The sequence below is a fragment of the Streptomyces sp. RB17 genome (assembly GCF_009604455.1).
GTDB lineage: Bacteria > Actinomycetota > Actinomycetes > Streptomycetales > Streptomycetaceae > Streptomyces.
Genome location: NZ_WEGL01000003.1, coordinates 716831 through 735365, shown reverse-complemented (window position 1 = coordinate 735365; position 18535 = coordinate 716831). Strand labels below are relative to the sequence as shown.

Genomic DNA, 18535 nt, shown 5'->3' with positions numbered 1-18535 from the left:
ATGTCTCGAGTCAGCTTCGAGAAGAAGCGGGCGCAGCAGCCCGTGGCGCATCCGGCAGTGGTGGCGGTCCGGGTGTTCGGCGCGGGAGGCGCGTCGGTGGGCGGGACGTCGGTGGTGGCGGCGCCGGGCGAGGAGATCCAGCAGGCCGTCCTCAATCACCTCCAGCGCCTGGCCATCAGCATCGGTGCGCCCATACGCGCCACGATCCACGACGACCTCGCGGGCTGCGTGGTTCCCCTGGAGGTCTCGGCGGACGGCTCCAGCCGGGTCACGGGACAGGCGGTACGCGTGGCCGCGCAGGCGAAGTCGGGCGCGGCGGGCGTGGCTTCGCCGCAAGGGATGCGGGATGTGCCCCCGGCGAAGCGGCCCGCGCCCGTGCCGGCCGGGACCGTGCAGGCGCCGACGGGACAGTTCGGTCCCGCGCCGGTCATGTCGGTCGCGGAGACCCCGGCACCCGTCCTGTCGGCCACCAGGGCCCCGGCGCCCGTCATCGACGTGGTCGAGCCCGAGCCCGCCCCCACCACCCCGGCTCCCACCCCCGCCCGGGGCTTCGACGCCGTCGCCGAGGAGGTGCTCGGGGACGAGCCCGTGACCGAGACGGCGGAGGGAGCCGAGTTGCTCACCGAGCCGATGACGCGGATCAACGAGGCCGTGCGGTCCGGCCGTATCGAGGCGGCGGCGCAACTCACCGACCGCACGGTCACCGAGGCGGCCACCGTGCTTGGCCCCGGCCATGCCGAGGTGCTGCACCTGCGCGAACTGTCCGCCTACATCGCCTACTTGGGAGGCGACCCGGTCCGTGCCTGCCGGCAGTCACTGGACCTCGCCCGGCTGCGCCGGCAGGCGCGGGACGCGGAGGCCGCGTACGGCAACGTCCAGAGCGCGGCGACCGCGTGGCGTGCGGTGCGCGATCCCGAGGAGGGCCTGCGGCTGGGCCGCGACCTCATCGAGTTGTGGGCGGACCTCACCTCCGAGCCGGGTCCCGCCGCCGACGACCCGCGCCCGCTGGAGTCCGCCCGAGCCCGCATGGTCCGCCTGACCGACCGGGCGGCCCGCGCCGCACAGCCGTAACCGGCGGCAGCCCTACTGCACGCAGAACTCGTTGCCCTCCGGGTCCGCCATCACCACCCACTCGCCGGCGGGCTCCTTCACCTCGCGCAGCACCCACGCACCCAGCCCGCGCAGCCGTGCCACCTCGTCGGCGCGCTGCCCGGCCCCGGCGTGCAGATCGAGATGGAGCCGGTTCTTGACGGTCTTCGCCTCCGGCACGCGCTGGAACAGCAGCCGGCGCCCGAGCCCGGTGCCGGTCTCCGGGTCGCACGGGTCGTCGGGGTGCCGTACGGCGATCAGGTCACGGAAGGCGGGCCGGCCGTGGTACTCGACGGTGGCCTCGCCGGGCAGCGCGCCGAGGGACAGCAGCCGTTCGATCAGGGCGCCGTTGTCCTCGGCGGTGTAGTGCAGCGCGGCGGCCCAGAAGTCGGCCTGGGCGTGCGGGTCGGCGGCGTCGACGACGAGCTTCCAGTGCAGCGGGGCAGGGGCCTCGGTGGGTGACTGAGTCAACATGCTCACCACTTATAGCGGCGAGCACCGACAACGGCGGCGCTCACCGGATCGGACACCCACCGGAGCGGACCGCCGCCGTTTCATGCACCTTCCCGCTTCGGGCACCCCGCTTCAGTCACCCTCCCGCTTCAGGCACCCCCCCCGCTTCACAGACCCGCCTGTTCAGGTCTCCACCGCCGCCGCCGAGTTCTGCGTGTCCACCCGGGGCAGGTCGAGCGGCTTCCTGGGCCTGCGCGCGGAGCGCAGCGCGTCGCCCGTGAGCAGCGTCAGCGCCAGCCAGACCAGCGCGAAGCCGGCCCAGCGCTCGGGCGGCATGGCCTCGTGGAAGTAGAAGATGCCGAGCAGGAACTGGAAGACGGGCGCCAGGTACTGCAGCAGGCCCAGCGTGGACAGGGGCACGCGGATCGCCGCCGCGCCGAAGCACACCAGGGGCAGCGCGGTGACCAGGCCGGTGGAGGCGAGCAGGGCGGCGTGCCCGGTCCCGTCGTTGAGGAAGCTGGCGTCGCCGTGCGCGCCGAGCCACAGCAGATAGCCGAGCGCGGGCAGGAACTGGATCGCGGTCTCGGCGGCCAGCGACTCCAGGCCGCCCAGGGCGACCTTCTTCTTGACCAGGCCGTAGGTGGCGAAGGAGAACGCGAGGACGAGCGAGATCCACGGCGGACGGCCGTAGCCGACGGTCAGGACGACGACGGCGGCGAGGCCGGTGGCGACCGCCGCCCACTGCACGGGCCGCAGCCGCTCCTTGAGCAGCAGCACGCCCATCGCGATGGTCACCAGCGGGTTGATGAAGTACCCGAGGGAGGCCTCGACCACGTGGCCGGAGTTCACGGACCAGATGTAGAGGCCCCAGTTCACGGTGATGACGGCGGCGGCCACGGTGATCAGCCCGAGCCGGCGCGGCTGGCGCAGCAGCTCTCCGGCCCACGCCCAGCGCCGTACGAAGAGCAGGGCGACGGCGACGACGACCAGGGACCACACCATGCGGTGGGCGAGGATCTCCACCGCACCGGCGGGCTTCAGCAGGGGCCAGAACAGGGGCACCAGGCCCCACATGCCGTAGGCGGCGAAGCCGTTCAGCAGGCCTATTCGGTGCTCACCGTTGGACTTCCCGGCCATGGGCCCCTCCCTCTCGCTTCAGGCACGCGAGAAGGAAGGTAGCGCCGAGCGGCCCCGACTGTCATGCCCGTATCGCCATACGGTCATGACAGGCCGGAGGGGCGGACGGGTCAGCCCTTGAGGGCGGCGGTGACGGCCTCCGCCAGCGGGGTGGTGGGCCGGCCGATCAGCCGCGACAGGTCGCCGGAGGAGACAACCAGCTCGCCCTTCTCTGCCGAGGCGTCCACGCCGGCCAGGATCGCGGCCAGCGGTCCGGGCAGACCGGCGCCGGCCAGGATGCCGGCGAAGGCCTCCGGGGAGACCGGGTTGTAGACGATCTCCTTGCCGGTCTGCCGGCTCAGCTCGGCCGCGTACTCGGCGAAGCCCCAGGCCTCGTCGCCGCCCAGCTCGTACGTCGCGTTCTCGTGGCCCTCGCCGGTCAGCACCGCGACCGCGGCGGCGGCGTAGTCGGCGCGGGCGGCCGAGGAGACCCGGCCGTCGCCGGCGGCCTGGACGACCGCGCCGTGCTCCAGTACCGGGGCCAGGTTCTCGGTGTAGTTCTCGTGGTACCAGCCGTTGCGCAGCAGGGTGTAGGGCAGGCCGGAGGCGAGCAGCACCTCCTCCGTCGCCCGGTGGTCGTCCGCGAGCGCGGCGGTGAGGCTGCCGGGGGCGCTCGTGTAGGCGAGCAGCGCCACGCCGGCGGCCTGTGCGGCGTCGATGACGACCTTGTGCTGCTGCACCCTGCCCTTGTCGAACTCGTTGCCGGAGACCAGCAGGACCTTGTCGCCGGCGGCGAACAGGCCGTCGAAGGTCTCGGGCGCGTTGTAGTCGGCGACGGCGAGCTTCACTCCGCGGGCGGCGAAGTCGGCGGCCTTGGCCGCGTCCCGTACGACGGCGGTGATCCGCTCCGCCGGAACCTTATCCAGCAGCTGCTCCACGACGTGCCGGCCGAGGTGTCCGGTGGCTCCGGTGACGACGATGCTCATGGTTCAGAACTCCTTGGGGATGCGACTCTCGTATGGCACTCACCCTAGGAGGGGCACTAACCAAGTGAAAGTACCCACTTTGAAGTAAGGTACTTGCATGTCGGTAAGTGAGTGGAAGGGCGACGGCGAGGCCATGTGCCCCCACCGCCTGGTCCTGGAGCATGTGACCAGCCGCTGGGGTGTGCTGGTGCTGATCCAGCTCCTGGACCGCCCGTACCGGTTCAGCGAGCTGCGCCGGGCGATCGGGAGCCTCGGCGGGCGTGGCGTCAGCGAGAAGATGCTCACCCAGACCCTGCAGACCCTGGAGCGCGACGGTCTCGTCCACCGGGACGCCAAGCCCGTCATCCCGCCACGCGTCGACTACTCCCTGACCGGGCTGGGCCGCGAGGCGGCGGAACAGGTGCGCGCGCTGGCCCGGTGGACCGAGCAGCGCATGGACGACGTGCTCAGCGCCCGCCGGGCATACGACGAGGCCCGGGACGTCAGGTCCCGGGCCTCATAGCCAAACCGAGGGCGCTCTCAGCCGACGACCGTCCAGGTGTCCCCGCCCGCCAGCAGTGCGGCCAGGTCGCCCTTGCCCTTCTGCTCGATCGCGGTGTCCAGCTGGTCGGCCATCGCCGTGTCGTAGACCGGCCGGTCGACCGAGCGGAAGACACCGATCGGGGTGTGGTGCAGCGTGTCGGGGTCGGCGAGCCGGGAGAGCGCGAAGGCGGTGGTCGGGGACGCGGCCTGGGCGTCGTGGACCAGGATGTCCGCCTCGTTCTCCGGCGTCACCGTGACGACCTTGGGATCACCGGTGGCCTGATCGCGTACGACCCCGCGGGCACCGTCGGCCCCGAAGCGGATCGGCTGCCCGTGCTCCAGGCGGATCAGGGCCTCCTCGGCCTGCTGCTTGTCCTTGAGGGCGTCGAAGGCGCCGTCGTTGAAGATGTTGCAGTTCTGGTAGATCTCGATCAGCGCGGTGCCCGGGTGGTCGGCGGCCGCGCGCAGCACCTCGGTCAGGTGCTTGCGGTCGGAGTCGATGGTGCGGGCGACGAAGGACGCCTCCGCGCCGATCGCCAGCGACACCGGGTTGAACGGCGCGTCCAGCGAGCCCATCGGCGTCGACTTGGTGATCTTGCCGAGTTCGGAGGTCGGGGAGTACTGGCCCTTGGTCAGGCCGTAGATCCGGTTGTTGAACAGCAGGATCTTCAGGTTGACGTTGCGGCGCAGCGCGTGGATCAGGTGGTTGCCGCCGATCGACAGCGCGTCGCCGTCACCGGTGACCACCCACACCGACAGATCCCGCCTGCTGGTGGCCAGGCCGGTGGCGATCGCCGGGGCGCGGCCGTGGATGGAGTGCATCCCGTAGGTGTTCATGTAGTACGGGAAGCGGGAGGAGCAGCCGATGCCGGAGACGAAGACGATGTTCTCCTTGGCCAGCCCCAGCTCCGGCATGAAGCCCTGCACGGCGGCGAGGATCGCGTAGTCACCGCAGCCGGGGCACCAGCGCACCTCCTGGTCCGACTTGAAGTCCTTCATCGACTGCTTGGCCTCGGCCTTGGGGACCAGTTGCAGCAGCCCGTTGCCGGCGTCAGTCATCGATGGCCTCCTTCAGAGCCTTGGCGAGCTGTTCCGCCTTGAACGGCATGCCGTTGACCTGGTTGTAGGAGCGGGCGTCGACCAGGTACTTCGCCCGGATCAGGGTGGCGAGCTGCCCGAGGTTCATCTCGGGGATCACCACCTTGTCGTACCTCTCGAGGATCGTGCCGAGGTTGCGCGGGAAGGGGTTGAGGTGGCGCAGATGGGCCTGCGCGATTCCCTCGCCGGCCGCCCGCAGCCGTCGTACCGCCGCGGTGATCGGCCCGTACGTCGAGCCCCAGCCCAGCACCAGAGTGCGTGCGCCGTGCGGGTCGTCGACCTCGATGTCGGGGACCTCGATGCCGTCGATCTTGGCTTGTCGGGTGCGGACCATGAAGTCGTGGTTGGCCGGGTCGTAGGAGATGTTGCCCGTGCCGTCCTGCTTCTCGATGCCGCCGATGCGGTGCTCCAGACCCGGGGTGCCCGGGATCGCCCAGGGCCGGGCGAGGGTCTGCGGATCCCGCTTGTACGGCCAGAAGACCTCGGTGCCGTCGTCCAGGGTGTGGTTCGGGCCGGAGGCGAACTGCACCCGCAGATCGGGCAGTTCGTGCAGGTCCGGGATCCGCCACGGTTCGGAGCCGTTGGCCAGGTAACCGTCGGACAGCAGCATCACCGGGGTGCGGTAGGTCAGCGCGATCCGGGCCGCCTCCAGCGCCGCGTCGAAGCAGTCCGCCGGCGTCTTCGGCGCGACGATCGGCACCGGGGCCTCGCCGTTGCGGCCGAACATCGCCTGCAGCAGGTCCGCCTGCTCGGTCTTGGTCGGCAGACCCGTGGACGGACCGCCGCGCTGGATGTCGACGACCAGCAGCGGCAGCTCCAGGGAGACCGCGAGGCCGATCGTCTCGCTCTTCAGCGCGATACCGGGACCGGACGTCGTCGTCACCGCGAGCGACCCGCCGAACGCCGCGCCCAGCGCCGCGCCGATGCCCGCGATCTCGTCCTCCGCCTGGAAGGTCCGCACGCCGAAGTTCTTGTGCTTGCTCAGCTCGTGCAGGATGTCCGAGGCCGGGGTGATCGGGTACGAGCCCAGGAACAGCGGCAGGTCCGCCTGCTGGGACGCGGCGATGAGGCCGTAGGCCAGGGCGAGGTTGCCGGAGATGTTCCGGTAGGTGCCGACCGGGAAGGCCTTGGCGGCCGGGGCGACCTCGTAGGAGACCGCGAAGTCCTCCGTGGTCTCGCCGAAGTTCCAGCCCGCCCGGAACGCGGCGATGTTGGCCGCCATGATCTCCGGCTTCTTGGCGAACTTCGACTTCAGGAACGTCTCGGTGCCCTCGGTCGGCCGGTGGTACATCCACGACAGCAGACCCAGCGCGAACATGTTCTTGCTGCGCTCGGCCTCCTTGCGGGAGAGGTCGAACTCCTTCAGCGCCTCCACCGTGAGCGTGGTCAGCGGCACCGGGTGGAGGTTGTAGCCGTCCAGCGAGCCGTCGTCCAGCGGGGAGGCGGCGTAGCCGACCTTCTGCAGGGCGCGCTTGCTGAACTCGTCCGTGTTGACGATGATCTCGGCGCCGCGCGGCAGATCGCCGATGTTCGCCTTCAGCGCGGCCGGGTTCATGGCGACCAGGACGTTCGGCGCGTCACCCGGGGTGAGGATGTCGTGGTCGGCGAAGTGCAGCTGGAAGCTGGAGACGCCGGGCAGGGTGCCGGCGGGAGCGCGGATCTCGGCGGGGAAGTTGGGCAGGGTGGAGAGGTCGTTGCCGAAGGACGCGGTCTCCGAGGTGAACCTGTCACCGGTGAGCTGCATACCGTCACCCGAGTCCCCCGCGAACCGGATGATCACCCGGTCCAGGCGCCGTACGTCCTTGACGCCGCCCGGTTTGCGCTGCTCTCCGACGACGGCTCCGTCGGCCTGCTCCGCCTGGCTGCTGACCTGGCTGGTCACTGAACTGGACCTCCTTCGAGGCGGCTGTCCGGGGCGTGGTCGTCCCACGGACCATCCCAGGATCAACCCTACGTCGGTTAGGGTCGCCTTCCCGATGCGATCCACAGAATGGACGACATCGAGTCGGCCTGTGGCGCTCTCCGGTCGGCATGGCGCTGAGGTGTCGGGGCGTCCTTCCCCGGTCGTCTCCTCCGGTCCTCCCTCCGGGTACCCGGTCCTCCCGTAGGGGCCTGGCCTTCGGACGCCCTGTGGGCACAGTGTCTTCGGGTCAGGAGTTCAGATAGGTCAGTACGGCCAGAACACGCCGGTGGTCGCCTTCGCTCGGGGCCAGCCCGAGCTTCAGGAAGATGTTGCTGACGTGCTTCTCCACGGCCCCGTCACTGACCACCAGCTGCTTGGCGATCGCCGAGTTCGTGCGCCCCTCCGCCATCAGCCCGAGCACCTCGCGCTCCCGCGGGGTGAGCCCGGCCAGCACGTCCTGCTTGCGGCTGCGGCCGAGCAGCTGCGCGACCACCTCGGGGTCCAGCGCCGTACCGCCCTCGGCCACCCGCACCACCGCGTCCACGAACTCGCGCACCTCGGCGACCCGGTCCTTGAGCAGATAGCCCACGCCCCGGCTGGAACCGGCCAGCAGTTCGGTGGCGTAGCGTTCCTCCACGTACTGCGACAGCACCAGCACGCCGAGCCCCGGATGCGCCTTCCGCAGCCGTACGGCCGCCCGCACGCCCTCGTCGGTGTGCGTCGGCGGCATCCGTACGTCCGCCACCACGACGTCGGGCAGCCCGCCCTGTGCGTCCAGGTCGGCGACCGTCTTGACCAGCGCCTCCGCGTCCCCGACACCGGCCACGACATCGTGCCCGCGGTCGGTCAGCAGCCGGGTCAGGCCCTCCCTGAGCAGCACTGAGTCCTCGGCGATGACCACCCGCACCCTGTCCTCCACGATCTCCTGGCCCCCCAAAAGTCCCTACGCAGGTCCCGTACGGAGGTCCAGCATTCCAGCATCCGGTGTCCGTCGCCCGCCGCGTCGGCACAATCCCGCATCCGGGGTGGGGCGCGAGCGTGCTGCCGCCGGTGAAGCGGGGTCTTCCGCGTCAGGTTCGCCAGGGCAGTTCCGCGATCACCCGGGTGGGGCCGCCTGCCGGGGAGTCCACCACGAAGACGCCGTCCACCGCGTCCAGGCGGCCGGCCAGACCGGCCAGACCCGAGCCCCGCGAGACGTCCGCGCCTCCCACGCCGTCGTCGATCACCTGCAGCATCAGCTTGTCCTCGGTGCACCACACGTCGACCGAGGCGGACCGGGCCCGGCTGTGCTTGCTGATGTTCTGCAGCAGCTCGGAGACCGTGAAGTAGGCGATGCCCTCGATGGCCGGCGCCGGACGGGCCGGCAGATCGACCTCCACCCGCACCGGCACGGTGCAGCGGGAGGCGACCGAGGACAGCGCCGCGTCCAGACCCCGGTCGGTCAGCACGGCCGGATGGATGCCGCGGGCGAGATCGCGCAGCTCCTGCAGCGCCGTCTTCACCTCGCCGTGCGCCTCGTCCACCATCCGCGCCGCCGCCTGCGGATCCTCCCGCAGCTTCTCCTTCGCCAGCCCCAGATCCATCGCGAGGCTGACCAGCCGGGCCTGGGCGCCGTCGTGCAGGTCCCGCTCGATGCGCCGCAGATCGGCGGCGGCCGCGTCGACCACGACTCCGCGGTCCGACTCCAGCTCCACCACCCGAGCCGACAGCGGCGACGGCCCCAGCAGGCCCCGGACCAGCAGGCCGTCCACCGTCGTCAGGGCCCGTACGATCCACGGCGCGGCCAGCGTGATCAGCAGCCCGACCAGCGCGGTCACGGTGATCTCGAAGGGGTTGTCGAGATAGACGCTGTGGTGCGCGTCGCCGTACAGCTGGATGCCGCCCTGGCCGGCGTACGCCGGGAAGACCCAGAACCACAGCGGGTACGTCAGCAGCGTCCAGCCCATCGTCCACAGGGTCACCGCCACCGAGAACGAGAACACCGCCCACGGGAACTGCACCAGCGCGTACAGCAGGTTCCGCCAGGAGGTGCCGCTCTTGAGTACGGCGCCCATCCAGGCCAGCGCTCCCGGCTTGCGCATCCGCAGCGGCTCGGGCTCGGCCACGTCCAGCCGCAGCAGCCCGCGCGCCCGCGCCCGTTCCAGCGCGCCGAAGCCGCGGCAGCCGGCCAGCGCCGCCGCGAGCACCGGGACGCCGAGGAAGGTCACCAGCAGGCCCGCGCCGAGCGACACCATGGTCACCGTCCAGGTGAACAGCACGATCGAGAGCGGCAGGCTCAGCAGGACGTAGCCGAACTCGCGCCAGCTGCGCGCCTCGAACGGTGCCCGCAGGGCGGGAGGCAGCCGGTGGCCGGTTCCGGTGGACCGTCCGTCCTCCCGCCGGTACCCGTACCCGTGTCCGTACTCCGTGGCCATCGATTCCGTCCCGTTCTCGTCGTGTGAGCGGCGGTTCAGCCGTGTCTCCAGGGTCGTGCGGCGGGGGTCTGCGGGCCATGGAGGTCGTCGGCGTCTTGGGGCGGGGGTTTTCCCCACCACTTGCCTCCGGCGGTCGGCCGGTTGCCTGGTGCCGGCGGCTTTGTTGGTGCGGTCGGCTTGTGGGGGCGTGGTGTGCGATCGCCGCAGGGGGTGCTGCCGGTGGGCGGGTGCGGGGGTGTTGTGGCTGGTCGCGCAGTTCCCCGCGCCCCTGGGGGGTTGCCGCCGGCCGCGTCCGCAGGGGAGCTGTAGGCGCAGTGCCCGCAGGGAGCCGTAGCCGCCGCGCCCGCATGGGGGAGTCCCGTGGCCGTCGCTCCCGCATGGGGGAGTCCCGTGGCCGTCGCTCCCGCATGGGCCCCGTGGCCGTCGTGCCGGCATGGGAGCCGTGGCCGTCGTACGCGCATGGGAGCCGTGGCCGATGTACGCGCGTGCGGAGGTGTCGGCTACTCCGTTCGGTCGCGCCAGGGCAGCTCCGCTGTGACCACCGTCGGGCCGCCGGGCGGGGAGTCGAGGACGAACAGGCCGTCCACCGCGCCCAGCCGGTCCGCCAGGCCGCGCATGCCGGTGCCGCCATCGAGGCGGGCGCCGCCCCGGCCGTCGTCGTGGACCTGGATGAGCAGCCGGTCCTCGGCGCGCCACACGTCCACCGAGGCGGACCGGGCCCCGCTGTGCTTGCTGACGTTCTGCAGGAGTTCGGAGACCGTGAAGTAGGCGATGCCCTCGATGGCCGGAGCCGGGCGGTACGGCAGGTCCACGGTCACCTTCACCGGCACCGTGCAGCGGGTGGCGACCGAGGACAGGGCCGCGTCCAGGCCCCGGTCGGTCAGTACGGCCGGGTGGATGCCGCGGGCGAGATCGCGCAGCTCCTGCAGGGCCAGCTTCACCTCGCCGTGCGCCTCCTCCACCATCGCCGCCGCGGTGTCGGGATCCTCCAGCAGCTTCTCCTTGGCCAGACCGAGCCCCATGGCCAGGTTCACCAGCCGCGCCTGGGCGCCGTCGTGCAGGTCCCGCTCGATGCGCCGCAGATCGGCGGCGGCCGTGTCGACCACGACCCCGCGGTCGGACTCCAGCTCGGCGATACGGCGCTCCAGCTCGTCCGAGGGCGACAGCAGCCCGCGCACCAGGAAGCGGTCCACGTTCGCCAGGCCCCGCGCCAGGTACGGCAGCACCGGCCACAGCACGAACAGCGAGGTCAGCACGGTGCAGAAGGTGAGGATGCCCCAGGGCAGCCGGATCACGTCGTACAGCAGCGTCCGCCAGCCCACCGGGTCCTTCAGCGCCATCCACAGCCGCTGCATCGGCCCGCCGCTCTTCGCGAGCGGCAGCGGCGTCGGCTCCTCCACGCGGACCCCGAGCAGCCATCGCGCGCGAGCCCGCTCCAGCTTCCCCAGCTGCCGGGCGCCCAGCAGACCGAGCGCCAGCAGCGGAAGGCCGACGACGGTGATCGTCAGGGACCCGCCGACGGACAGCGCGGTGATCGCGTAGACGAAGCCGAACACCGTCACCGGCAGGTTCAGCAGGAGATACGCGATCTCCTTCCAGGTGTGCGCGGCGTACGCCGGCCGGATCGGGGGCAGGCGGTCGGTGCCGTCGGGCCGGCCGGCGGCGGAGCTGGTAGCGGTCATACCGGTCAGCCTGCCGTGCCGGGCACGCTGCGCGCCATGCGGTACGCCGCCCTCCGCCGACGGGGGAAAACCCCACCCCGGTCCGGTCTCGGTGTCTCACGCCGTGACGGGCTGCTTACCGGTTCTTTATCAGGGCCTAGACTCCCGTGCGTACAGAACGTCGAATGATGTCAGGGAGCGAGGTCGGACGGTGCGGGAGACGTTGGGGGACTCGACGGCCGCCGCGGCGAACGTCATCGCGGCCGGCTACTTCCAGTCCTACTCGGTGGTGGGCCTGCTCGCCCTCGTCGGCGTGCTGTTCGTCGCGGTCGCCTTCGGCGCGGGCCGCCTGCTGCGTCCGGTCGTGCCGACCCCGGAGAAACTCCTGACCTACGAGTGCGGCGTCGACCCGGTGGGCGAGGGCTGGGCCCACACCCAGGTCCGCTACTACGTCTACGCCTTCCTGTACGTGATCTTCGCGATCGACTCGGTCTTCCTGTTCCCCTGGGCGACGGTCTTCGCCGCCCCCGGCTACGGCGCGACGACGCTCGTGGAGATGTTCGTCTTCCTCGGCTTCCTCGCCGTGGGCCTGCTGTACGCATACAAGAAGGGCGTCCTGGCATGGACGTGACCCCCACCCCTGTCCCGCTCCCGGAGCCGAAGCGGCTGGGCGCGCTCGCCCGGCTGGCCCCCGAGCCGATGAAGGTGGTCCTGAACTGGGGCCGCCGCTACTCGCTCTGGGTCTTCAACTTCGGCCTCGCCTGCTGCGCGATCGAGTTCATCGCCGCGTCGATGGCCCGCCACGACTTCATCCGCCTCGGCGTGATCCCCTTCGCACCGGGCCCGCGCCAGGCCGACCTGATGGTGGTGTCGGGCACGGTCACGGACAAGATGGCACCGGCCGTCAAGCGCCTGTACGAGCAGATGCCCGAGCCGAAGTACGTCATCTCCTTCGGCGCCTGCTCCAACTGCGGCGGCCCCTACTGGGACTCCTACTCCGTCACCAAGGGCGTCGACCAGATCATTCCGGTGGACGTGTACGTCCCCGGCTGCCCGCCGCGCCCCGAGGCGCTGCTCCAGGGCATCCTCAAGCTCCAGGAGAAGATCGCCCGCGAGTCGCTGGGCGAGCGGTACGGCTCCGGTTCCGCCCGGCCGTCCGCGGCCGCCCTGACCAGCGACCTGGTAAAGCCTCCGGTACCGGCCGCCGAAGGTGATGCGCGGTGACCGCCGGCTGGCTGCCCGCCCCGGTCGAGGAGCTCTTCGGTACGGACGCCACGGCCGAGGAGTCGTACGAGCTCCTCACCGTGGACGTACCGCCGTCCTCCTGGCTCACCGCCCTGGAGACGGCCCGTACGACCCTGGGCTGCACCTACTTCGACTGGCTGAGCGCGGTCGACGAACCGGGCACGGGTTTCCGCGTCTCCGCCCACGTCGTCGCCCTGGGCCCGGTCCGCCGCCTCCTCGTCCGTACGACCGTCCCGCACGAGGCGCCGACGCTGCCCTCCGCCGTCGGCGTCTACGCGGGCGCCGCCTGGCACGAGCGCGAGACGCACGAGATGTTCGGCGTGGTGTTCGAGGGCCACCCGGGCCTGGAGCACCTGCTCCTCCCGGAGACCTTCGAGGGCCACCCGCTGCGCAAGGACTTCGTCCTCGCCGCGCGTGTCGCCAAGGCCTGGCCCGGTGCGAAGGAGCCGGGCGAATCCGAGCACGGCGGCCCGAAGCGCCGCCAGATGCTCCCCCCGGGCGTACCGGACCCCAACGAGTGGGGTCCCCTGAAGGGCCAGCTGCCCCCTGCCCCGGCCCGCCCGGCACGGGGCGCGGGCCGCGCGGCGGGCGAGCGTCCGGCAGCTCGCGCGGGTGCGGCCGGCGAACGTCCGGTACGGCGAACCCGCACGGCGGCACAGGGCTCGGCGAGCCAGGCCGGTGAGGCGGCGGGGGCTCCTGGGACCACTGGGGCCGGCCGGGCTGAGGGGGCGGATGCTGGAGCCGCTGGGGCCGGCGGGGCTGTCGGAACCGGTGGGACTGGCGGGGCTTCCGGGGCTGAGGGTGCTGCCGGTGCCCGGCCGCGTCGGATGCGGAGCGCGAGCGAGGGCTCGGCGAGCCAGACGCGGGCACCTCAGGACGCGGCCGAACTCAAGCGGACCGCGGCCGAGGGCGACGCGACCAGTGCCGCGTCGGCTGCGGTGCAGGGCCCGGCTGCCGAGGCCTCCGTGGCCCATGAGCCCGGTCCGGTCCCGGCCCGTCCGCGCCGCGCCCGCAGCGCGTCGGAGGGCTCGGCCTCACAGCTGGCCGAGGCTCCGGAACCGACGGCACCGGCTGCGGACGAGTCGACGGAACCTGCTATGGGTGAGTCGAAGGCACCGGCCACGGGTGAGTCGGCGGCGCCGGACAGCGCCGCACGTCCCGACCGCCGGAGCACGGCCCCGCGCAGCTCGGACGCCCCGTGGCACCACGCCCGCCCGGCCTTCGAGGAGCCCGAACAGGCCCCGGCGGAGCGGGAGCGGACCGCTGCGGAGCCCGAACAGGCCCCGGCGGAACCGGAGCCGACGACTGCGGAACCCGAGCGGAGGCCGGCCGGGCCCGGGGGAACCCCCGCCGAGCCCGGGCAGACAGCGGAGCAACCCGGACGTCCCGCCACCACCGGTGACGAGCCCGCCGCCCCCGACAACACCGGCCCGAACCCCGACCCCGGCACCAACGCCGACCCCGATTCCGACGACGACAACCCCGCAGGAGGCCCGCAGTGAACGGCGTGCTGGACGTCGCCCTGCGACTCCTGGTCGTGTTCGTCGTCTTCCTCACCTTCCCGCTGATCGTCGGTCAGACGGAGCACAAGGTGATGGCGCACATGCAGGGCCGCCTCGGCCCGATGTACGCGGGCGGCTTCCACGGCTGGGCCCAGCTCATCGCGGACGGCGTGAAGTTCGCGCAGAAGGAGGACGTGGTCCCGGCCGGCGCCGACCGCCGCGTCTTCCAGCTCGCCCCCGCCGTGGCCCTGCTGCCGTACCTGCTCGTGCTGCTCGCCATCCCGATCGGCCCGAGCAAGGGCGCCGTCGGCCAGGTCCTGGACGCGGGCGTGTTCTTCGTGCTCGCGGTGATGGGCGTCGGCGTGCTCGGCTCGCTCATGGCCGGCTGGGCCAGCGCGAACAAGTTCTCCCTGCTCGGCGGCCTGCGCACGGCCGCCCAGTTGCTCGCCTACGAACTGCCGATGCTGCTCGCCGCCGCCTCGGTCGCGATGGCGGCGGGCACCGTCTCCCTGCCCGGCATCCTGCACGCCTTCCACTGGTGGTGGGTGCCCTGGCAGATCACCGGCGCGGTCGTCTTCTTCGTCGCCGGACTCGCCGAGCTGCAGCGCCCGCCGTTCGACATGCCGGTCGCCGACTCGGAGATCATCTTCGGCGCGTACACTGAGTACACCGGACTGCGTTTCGCACTCTTCCTCCTCGCCGAGTACGCCGGGATCGTCGTCCTGTGCGGCCTGACCACCGTCCTCTTCCTGGGCGGCTGGCACGGCCCGTGGGCCCACGACGGCCTGGGCTGGCTGTGGACCCTGCTGAAGGCCGCGATCCTCGCCTTCCTCGTCATCTGGCTCCGCGTCACCTACCCGCGCCTGCGCGAGGACCAGCTCCAGAAGCTGTCCTGGACCCTCCTCGTCCCGCTCTCCCTCGCCCAGATCGCCCTCACCGGCATCGTCAAGGTGGTGATCTCCTAGTGGCTGAGTCTCTTCCGCCCACCCGGCCCCGGATCCCTGGCAGCGGCCTCGCCAAGGGCCTGGCCGTCACCCTCCGCACGATGACCAGGAAGACGGTCACCGAGCAGTACCCGGACGCCCAGCCCGAACTGCCGCCCCGCACGCGTGGCGTGATCGGCCTGTTCGAGGAGAACTGCACGGTCTGCATGCTGTGCGCCCGCGAGTGCCCCGACTGGTGCATCTACATCGACTCGCACAAGGAGACGGTCCCGCCCGCCGCCCCGGGCGGCCGCGAGCGCAGCCGCAACGTCCTCGACCGGTTCGCCATCGACTTCTCCCTGTGCATGTACTGCGGTATCTGCATCGAGGTCTGTCCTTTCGACGCGCTGTTCTGGTCCCCGGAGTTCGAGTACGCCGAGACCGACATCCGCGACCTCACCCACGAGCGGGACAAGCTTCGCGAGTGGATGTGGACCGTGCCGGCCCCGCCGGCCCTCGACCCCGCCGCCGAGGAGCCGAAGGAGATCGCCGCCGCCCGCAAGACCGCCGAGAAGCTGGCGGCCGCCCAGGCCGAACCGGGGGAGGGCGCGTCATGACCCTCGCCTCGACCACCGTTCCGGCCGCGGGTCACCCCGGCGTGCACCTCGCCGCGGCCGCGCACGGCTTCCTGTCCCCGACCGGCGTCGAGATCGCCTTCCTCCTCGTCGGCCTGGTCACCTTCGGCGCCGCGCTGGTCACCGTCACCACCCGCCAGCTGGTGCACGCCGCCCTGTGGCTGGTGGTCGCGCTCGGCGGTCTCGCCGTGGAGTACCTGCTGCTCACGGCCGAGTTCATCGCCTGGGTGCAGGTCCTGATCTACGTCGGCTCCGTCGTCGTCCTCCTGCTGTTCGGTCTGATGCTCACCAAGGCCCCCATCGGCCGCTCCCCGGACGCCGACTCCGGCAACCGCTGGGCCGCGCTGACCGTCGCGGTCGCCGCCGCCGTCGCCCTGGTCTGGGTGGTCGTCGACGCCTTCCGCACCACCTGGATCGACCTGAACGGCCCGGCAGCGGGCTCCACCCGGGTCACCGGCGAGAGCCTGTTCCGGAACTGGGTGCTGCCCTTCGAGGCGCTGTCCGTGCTGCTCCTCGCGGCCCTGGTCGGCGCGATCGTGCTGTCCCGCAAGGCGAAGGCGGACGAGAGCGCCACACCCCCGGCCGTCGTGGTCACCCCCGGCGAGAAGGAAGGCGCCCGCTGATGCACCTCGCCTACCCGGCCGTACTCTCCGCCCTTCTGTTCTGCACCGGCCTGTACGGCGTTCTCGCCCGCCGCAACGCGATCCTCGTGCTGATGTCGGTCGAGCTGATGCTCAACGCCGTCAACCTCAACCTCGTCGCCTTCGACGTCTGGCTCAGCCGGGCGGCCAAGGACACCCTGCACTCCGGCCAGGCGCTGACCCTGTTCACCATCACCATCGCCGCTGCAGAGATCGGCATCGGCCTGGCGATCGTGCTCGCCGTCTACCGCAACCGCGGCACCTCCGACATCGACAAGCTCCGCGACACCGCCGAGGGCCCCGGCACCGAGGGACCGGGCTCCTCCGCGGCCGAGAAGGCTGAGGCCACCGCGTGACCACGACCACCCTCGCCGCCCTCGTCCCCCTTCTGCCGTTCCTCGGCGCCGCGGCCGGACTGCTGCTCGGCCGCACCGCGCCCGGGTTGGTCCGCCCGCTCGCCGTGCTGCCACCGCTGGCCTCTCTCGTGCTGGCCGCGCTGGTCGCCGCACGTCAGGGCGGTGGCCAGGCCATCACCGCCCACGCCGAGCTGACGCCCACCGGCTCGGTCCCGATCGAGCTGGCCCTGTACATCGACGGCTTCGCGGCGCTCGTCGCGATCCTGGTCGCGTTCGTCGCGGCCTGCGTGCAGATCTACTCGACCGGCTATCTGCGCGACGACCCGCGCTACCCCTCATACGCCGCCCTCGTCTCCCTGTTCACCTCCGCGATGCTCCTGGTCGTCTACTCCGGCGATCTGATCGTGCTGCTGGTCGGCTGGGAAGTCATGGGCATCTGCTCCTACTTCCTGGTCGGCCACTACTGGGAGACCCCCGAGGCCCGCGCCGCCTCCCTGAAGTCCTTCCTGGTCACCAAGCTCGGTGACGTGCCGTTCCTCATCGGCCTGTTCGCGCTCGCCACCGACGCCGGCTCGTTCCGGATCACGCGCGTCCTCGGCGCCGTCGCCGCCGGCAACCTGCACCACCCGACGGTGATCGCCCTGCTGCTCCTCGCGGGCGTCGCGGGCAAGTCGGCACAGTTCCCGCTGCACACCTGGCTCCCGGACGCGATGGCGGGCCCCACGCCCGTCTCGGCGCTGATCCACGCCGCGACGATGGTCGCCGCCGGTGTCTACTTCGTCGCCCGTCTCCTTCCGGTGTTCGAGGCCTCCCAGGCCGCGATGGTCGTCCTCGCCGTCATGGCCGCCGTGACCATGACCGGCTCCGGTCTCGCCGCGCTCGCCCAGGACGACATCAAACGGGTCCTCGCCTACTCGACGATCGGCCAGCTCGGCTACATGACCGGCGCCCTCGCCGTCGGCGACCGCGGTGCCGCCGTCTTCCACCTCCTGTCCCACGGCGCCTTCAAGGCGCTGCTGTTCCTCGCGGCCGGCGTGATCATCCACGCCGCCGGCACCAACTCACTGGCCGCCATGTCGCGCATGCACGGCCTGCGCGACCGCGTCCCGGACGCCTACTGGACGATGACCGTGGCGCTCCTCGCGCTCGCCGCGATCCCGCCGTTCAGCGGCTTCTTCTCCAAGGAGTCCGTGCTCGGCGCCGCCGAGCACGTGGTCGACGGCCACCCGGAGCACGCCCCCTTCGCCGCCGGCTGGATCGTCCTCGTCGCCGGACTGCTCACCGCCCTCCTCACCGCCGCCTACGCGACCCGGCTGTGGCTGCTGGCCTTCCGCGGCCGGGGCGCCGAGGCGCCCGACCACGGCCGCCAGCCGCTGACGATGACCGTGGTGCTGTGGGTCCTCGCCGTGCCGTCCCTCGCCTTCGGCGGGCTCGCCTACCGTGCGCTGCCCGGCTGGTTCGACGGCCGCGACCTGACCCCGACCCTGCTCACCTCCGTCCTCGGCACCGGCCTCGCCGTGGTCGGCGGGCTGCTCACCTACGGCGCCTGGCAGCGCACCACCCAGCTCGCCGCCCGGGTCCCGCTGGGCGCGGTCGCCGCCCACCCGGAGGAGGACGCCGGGCTGGTCGAGGCCGAGGCCATCGCCACCCATGCGCCGGCCTACGGCGACATCGCCTACGCGCCCGACCCGGCGGACCCGGCGCGGCTGCTGCTCGGCCCGCTGCGCCGCCACGCGGCCGCCGGCTTCCACCTGGACGCCGTGTACGCGGCGCTGTTCGTCCGCCCGGTCCAGGCCGGAGCGAGCCTCGTCCGGTTCCTGGACCGTGAGGTCGTCGAGACCTACGTAGGCGGCGCGGCCGCCCTGCCCCGGTTGCTCGGGGCCGCCGTACGGCGGGCGCAGACCGGCAATGTGCAGACCTATGTGAGCGCTCTGCTCGCCGGCACCGTCGTCCTGGCGGTCGCCGTCGTCCTCGTCGCCACGGGAGCGTGA

General features: G+C 72.0%; 18 protein-coding genes. 10 read left to right on the top strand and 8 right to left on the bottom strand.

Translation table 11 applies throughout. The annotated features are described in order from the left end of the window. Positions 1 to 96: 96 nt before the first annotated feature. The gene (locus SRB17_RS17125) at positions 97 to 1071 is read left to right on the top strand and encodes a hypothetical protein (RefSeq protein ID WP_416237064.1); all 975 of its coding nucleotides are present in this window, start codon (positions 97 to 99) and stop codon (positions 1069 to 1071) included. A gap of 12 nt (positions 1072 to 1083) precedes the next feature. On the opposite strand, the gene SRB17_RS17120 is transcribed toward SRB17_RS17125, so the two are convergent. From SRB17_RS17120 to SRB17_RS17110, 3 genes are all read right to left on the bottom strand, one after another. Further along, positions 1084 to 1563 carry a VOC family protein gene (locus SRB17_RS17120; RefSeq protein WP_153539378.1) on the bottom strand — a complete coding sequence of 160 codons (480 nt, stop codon included), beginning with the start codon at positions 1561 to 1563 and terminating at the stop codon, positions 1084 to 1086. A 162-nt stretch (positions 1564 to 1725) separates the two neighbouring features. After that, positions 1726 to 2679 (bottom strand): EamA family transporter RarD, encoded by a 954-nt coding sequence (gene rarD, locus SRB17_RS17115; protein ID WP_153539376.1) that lies wholly within the window; start codon positions 2677 to 2679, stop codon positions 1726 to 1728. 110 nt (positions 2680 to 2789) lie between these two features. Beyond that, positions 2790 to 3644 (bottom strand): SDR family oxidoreductase, encoded by an 855-nt coding sequence (locus SRB17_RS17110; protein ID WP_153539374.1) that lies wholly within the window; start codon positions 3642 to 3644, stop codon positions 2790 to 2792. Between the two features lie 97 nt (positions 3645 to 3741). Between SRB17_RS17110 and SRB17_RS17105 the strand changes: the two genes are divergently transcribed. Then, positions 3742 to 4146 (top strand): winged helix-turn-helix transcriptional regulator, encoded by a 405-nt coding sequence (locus tag SRB17_RS17105; RefSeq protein ID WP_153539372.1) that lies wholly within the window; start codon positions 3742 to 3744, stop codon positions 4144 to 4146. Between the two features lie 17 nt (positions 4147 to 4163). Here SRB17_RS17105 and SRB17_RS17100 read toward each other — a convergent pair whose 3' ends face one another. The 5 genes from SRB17_RS17100 to SRB17_RS17080 all read right to left on the bottom strand — a co-directional run bounded on the left by SRB17_RS17100 (position 4164) and on the right by SRB17_RS17080 (position 11263). Then, positions 4164 to 5225 carry a 2-oxoacid:ferredoxin oxidoreductase subunit beta gene (locus tag SRB17_RS17100; protein WP_153539370.1) on the bottom strand — a complete coding sequence of 354 codons (1062 nt, stop codon included), beginning with the start codon at positions 5223 to 5225 and terminating at the stop codon, positions 4164 to 4166. Then, entirely contained in the window at positions 5218 to 7146 is a 1929-nt protein-coding gene (locus tag SRB17_RS17095) for a 2-oxoacid:acceptor oxidoreductase subunit alpha (protein ID WP_323375723.1), read from the bottom strand. The genes SRB17_RS17100 and SRB17_RS17095 overlap by 8 nt, the downstream gene beginning before the upstream one ends. Positions 7147 to 7414: 268 nt before the next feature. Next, on the bottom strand, positions 7415 to 8074 hold the full coding sequence (locus SRB17_RS17090; RefSeq protein ID WP_323375827.1) for a response regulator transcription factor: 660 nt from the start codon (positions 8072 to 8074) through the stop codon (positions 7415 to 7417). Between the two features lie 163 nt (positions 8075 to 8237). Next, a complete protein-coding gene (locus tag SRB17_RS17085) occupies positions 8238 to 9581 on the bottom strand; it encodes a sensor histidine kinase (protein ID WP_153539366.1) in 1344 nt (447 codons plus the stop codon). A 500-nt stretch (positions 9582 to 10081) separates the two neighbouring features. After that, complete coding sequence (locus SRB17_RS17080) at positions 10082 to 11263, bottom strand: sensor histidine kinase (RefSeq protein ID WP_153539364.1); 1182 nt, start codon at positions 11261 to 11263, stop codon at positions 10082 to 10084. Between the two features lie 190 nt (positions 11264 to 11453). Here SRB17_RS17080 and SRB17_RS17075 point away from each other — a divergent pair, with 190 nt between their 5' ends. From SRB17_RS17075 to SRB17_RS17040, 8 genes are all read left to right on the top strand, one after another. Then, positions 11454 to 11873: an NADH-quinone oxidoreductase subunit A gene (locus SRB17_RS17075; protein WP_323375721.1), complete on the top strand. Its 420-nt coding sequence runs from the start codon at positions 11454 to 11456 to the stop codon at positions 11871 to 11873. Then, on the top strand, positions 11864 to 12466 hold the full coding sequence (locus tag SRB17_RS17070; protein ID WP_153539362.1) for an NADH-quinone oxidoreductase subunit B: 603 nt from the start codon (positions 11864 to 11866) through the stop codon (positions 12464 to 12466). The genes SRB17_RS17075 and SRB17_RS17070 overlap by 10 nt, the downstream gene beginning before the upstream one ends. Continuing rightward, positions 12463 to 13989, top strand: a complete 1527-nt coding sequence (locus SRB17_RS17065) for an NADH-quinone oxidoreductase subunit C (RefSeq protein WP_323375719.1) — start codon at positions 12463 to 12465, stop codon at positions 13987 to 13989. The genes SRB17_RS17070 and SRB17_RS17065 overlap by 4 nt, the downstream gene beginning before the upstream one ends. Further along, a complete protein-coding gene (locus SRB17_RS17060; RefSeq protein ID WP_323375718.1) occupies positions 13986 to 14954 on the top strand; it encodes a complex I subunit 1 family protein in 969 nt (322 codons plus the stop codon). The genes SRB17_RS17065 and SRB17_RS17060 overlap by 4 nt, the downstream gene beginning before the upstream one ends. An 80-nt stretch (positions 14955 to 15034) precedes the next feature. Further along, on the top strand, positions 15035 to 15529 hold the full coding sequence (locus SRB17_RS17055; RefSeq protein ID WP_153539878.1) for a 4Fe-4S binding protein: 495 nt from the start codon (positions 15035 to 15037) through the stop codon (positions 15527 to 15529). Beyond that, entirely contained in the window at positions 15526 to 16170 is a 645-nt protein-coding gene (locus SRB17_RS17050; protein WP_153539360.1) for an NADH-quinone oxidoreductase subunit J, read from the top strand. Before SRB17_RS17055 ends, SRB17_RS17050 begins: the two co-directional genes overlap by 4 nt. Beyond that, a complete protein-coding gene (gene nuoK, locus SRB17_RS17045) occupies positions 16170 to 16544 on the top strand; it encodes an NADH-quinone oxidoreductase subunit NuoK (RefSeq protein ID WP_153539358.1) in 375 nt (124 codons plus the stop codon). Before SRB17_RS17050 ends, nuoK begins: the two co-directional genes overlap by 1 nt. Continuing rightward, the gene (locus tag SRB17_RS17040) at positions 16541 to 18535 is read left to right on the top strand and encodes an NADH-quinone oxidoreductase subunit L (RefSeq protein ID WP_323375717.1); all 1995 of its coding nucleotides are present in this window, start codon (positions 16541 to 16543) and stop codon (positions 18533 to 18535) included. The genes nuoK and SRB17_RS17040 overlap by 4 nt, the downstream gene beginning before the upstream one ends.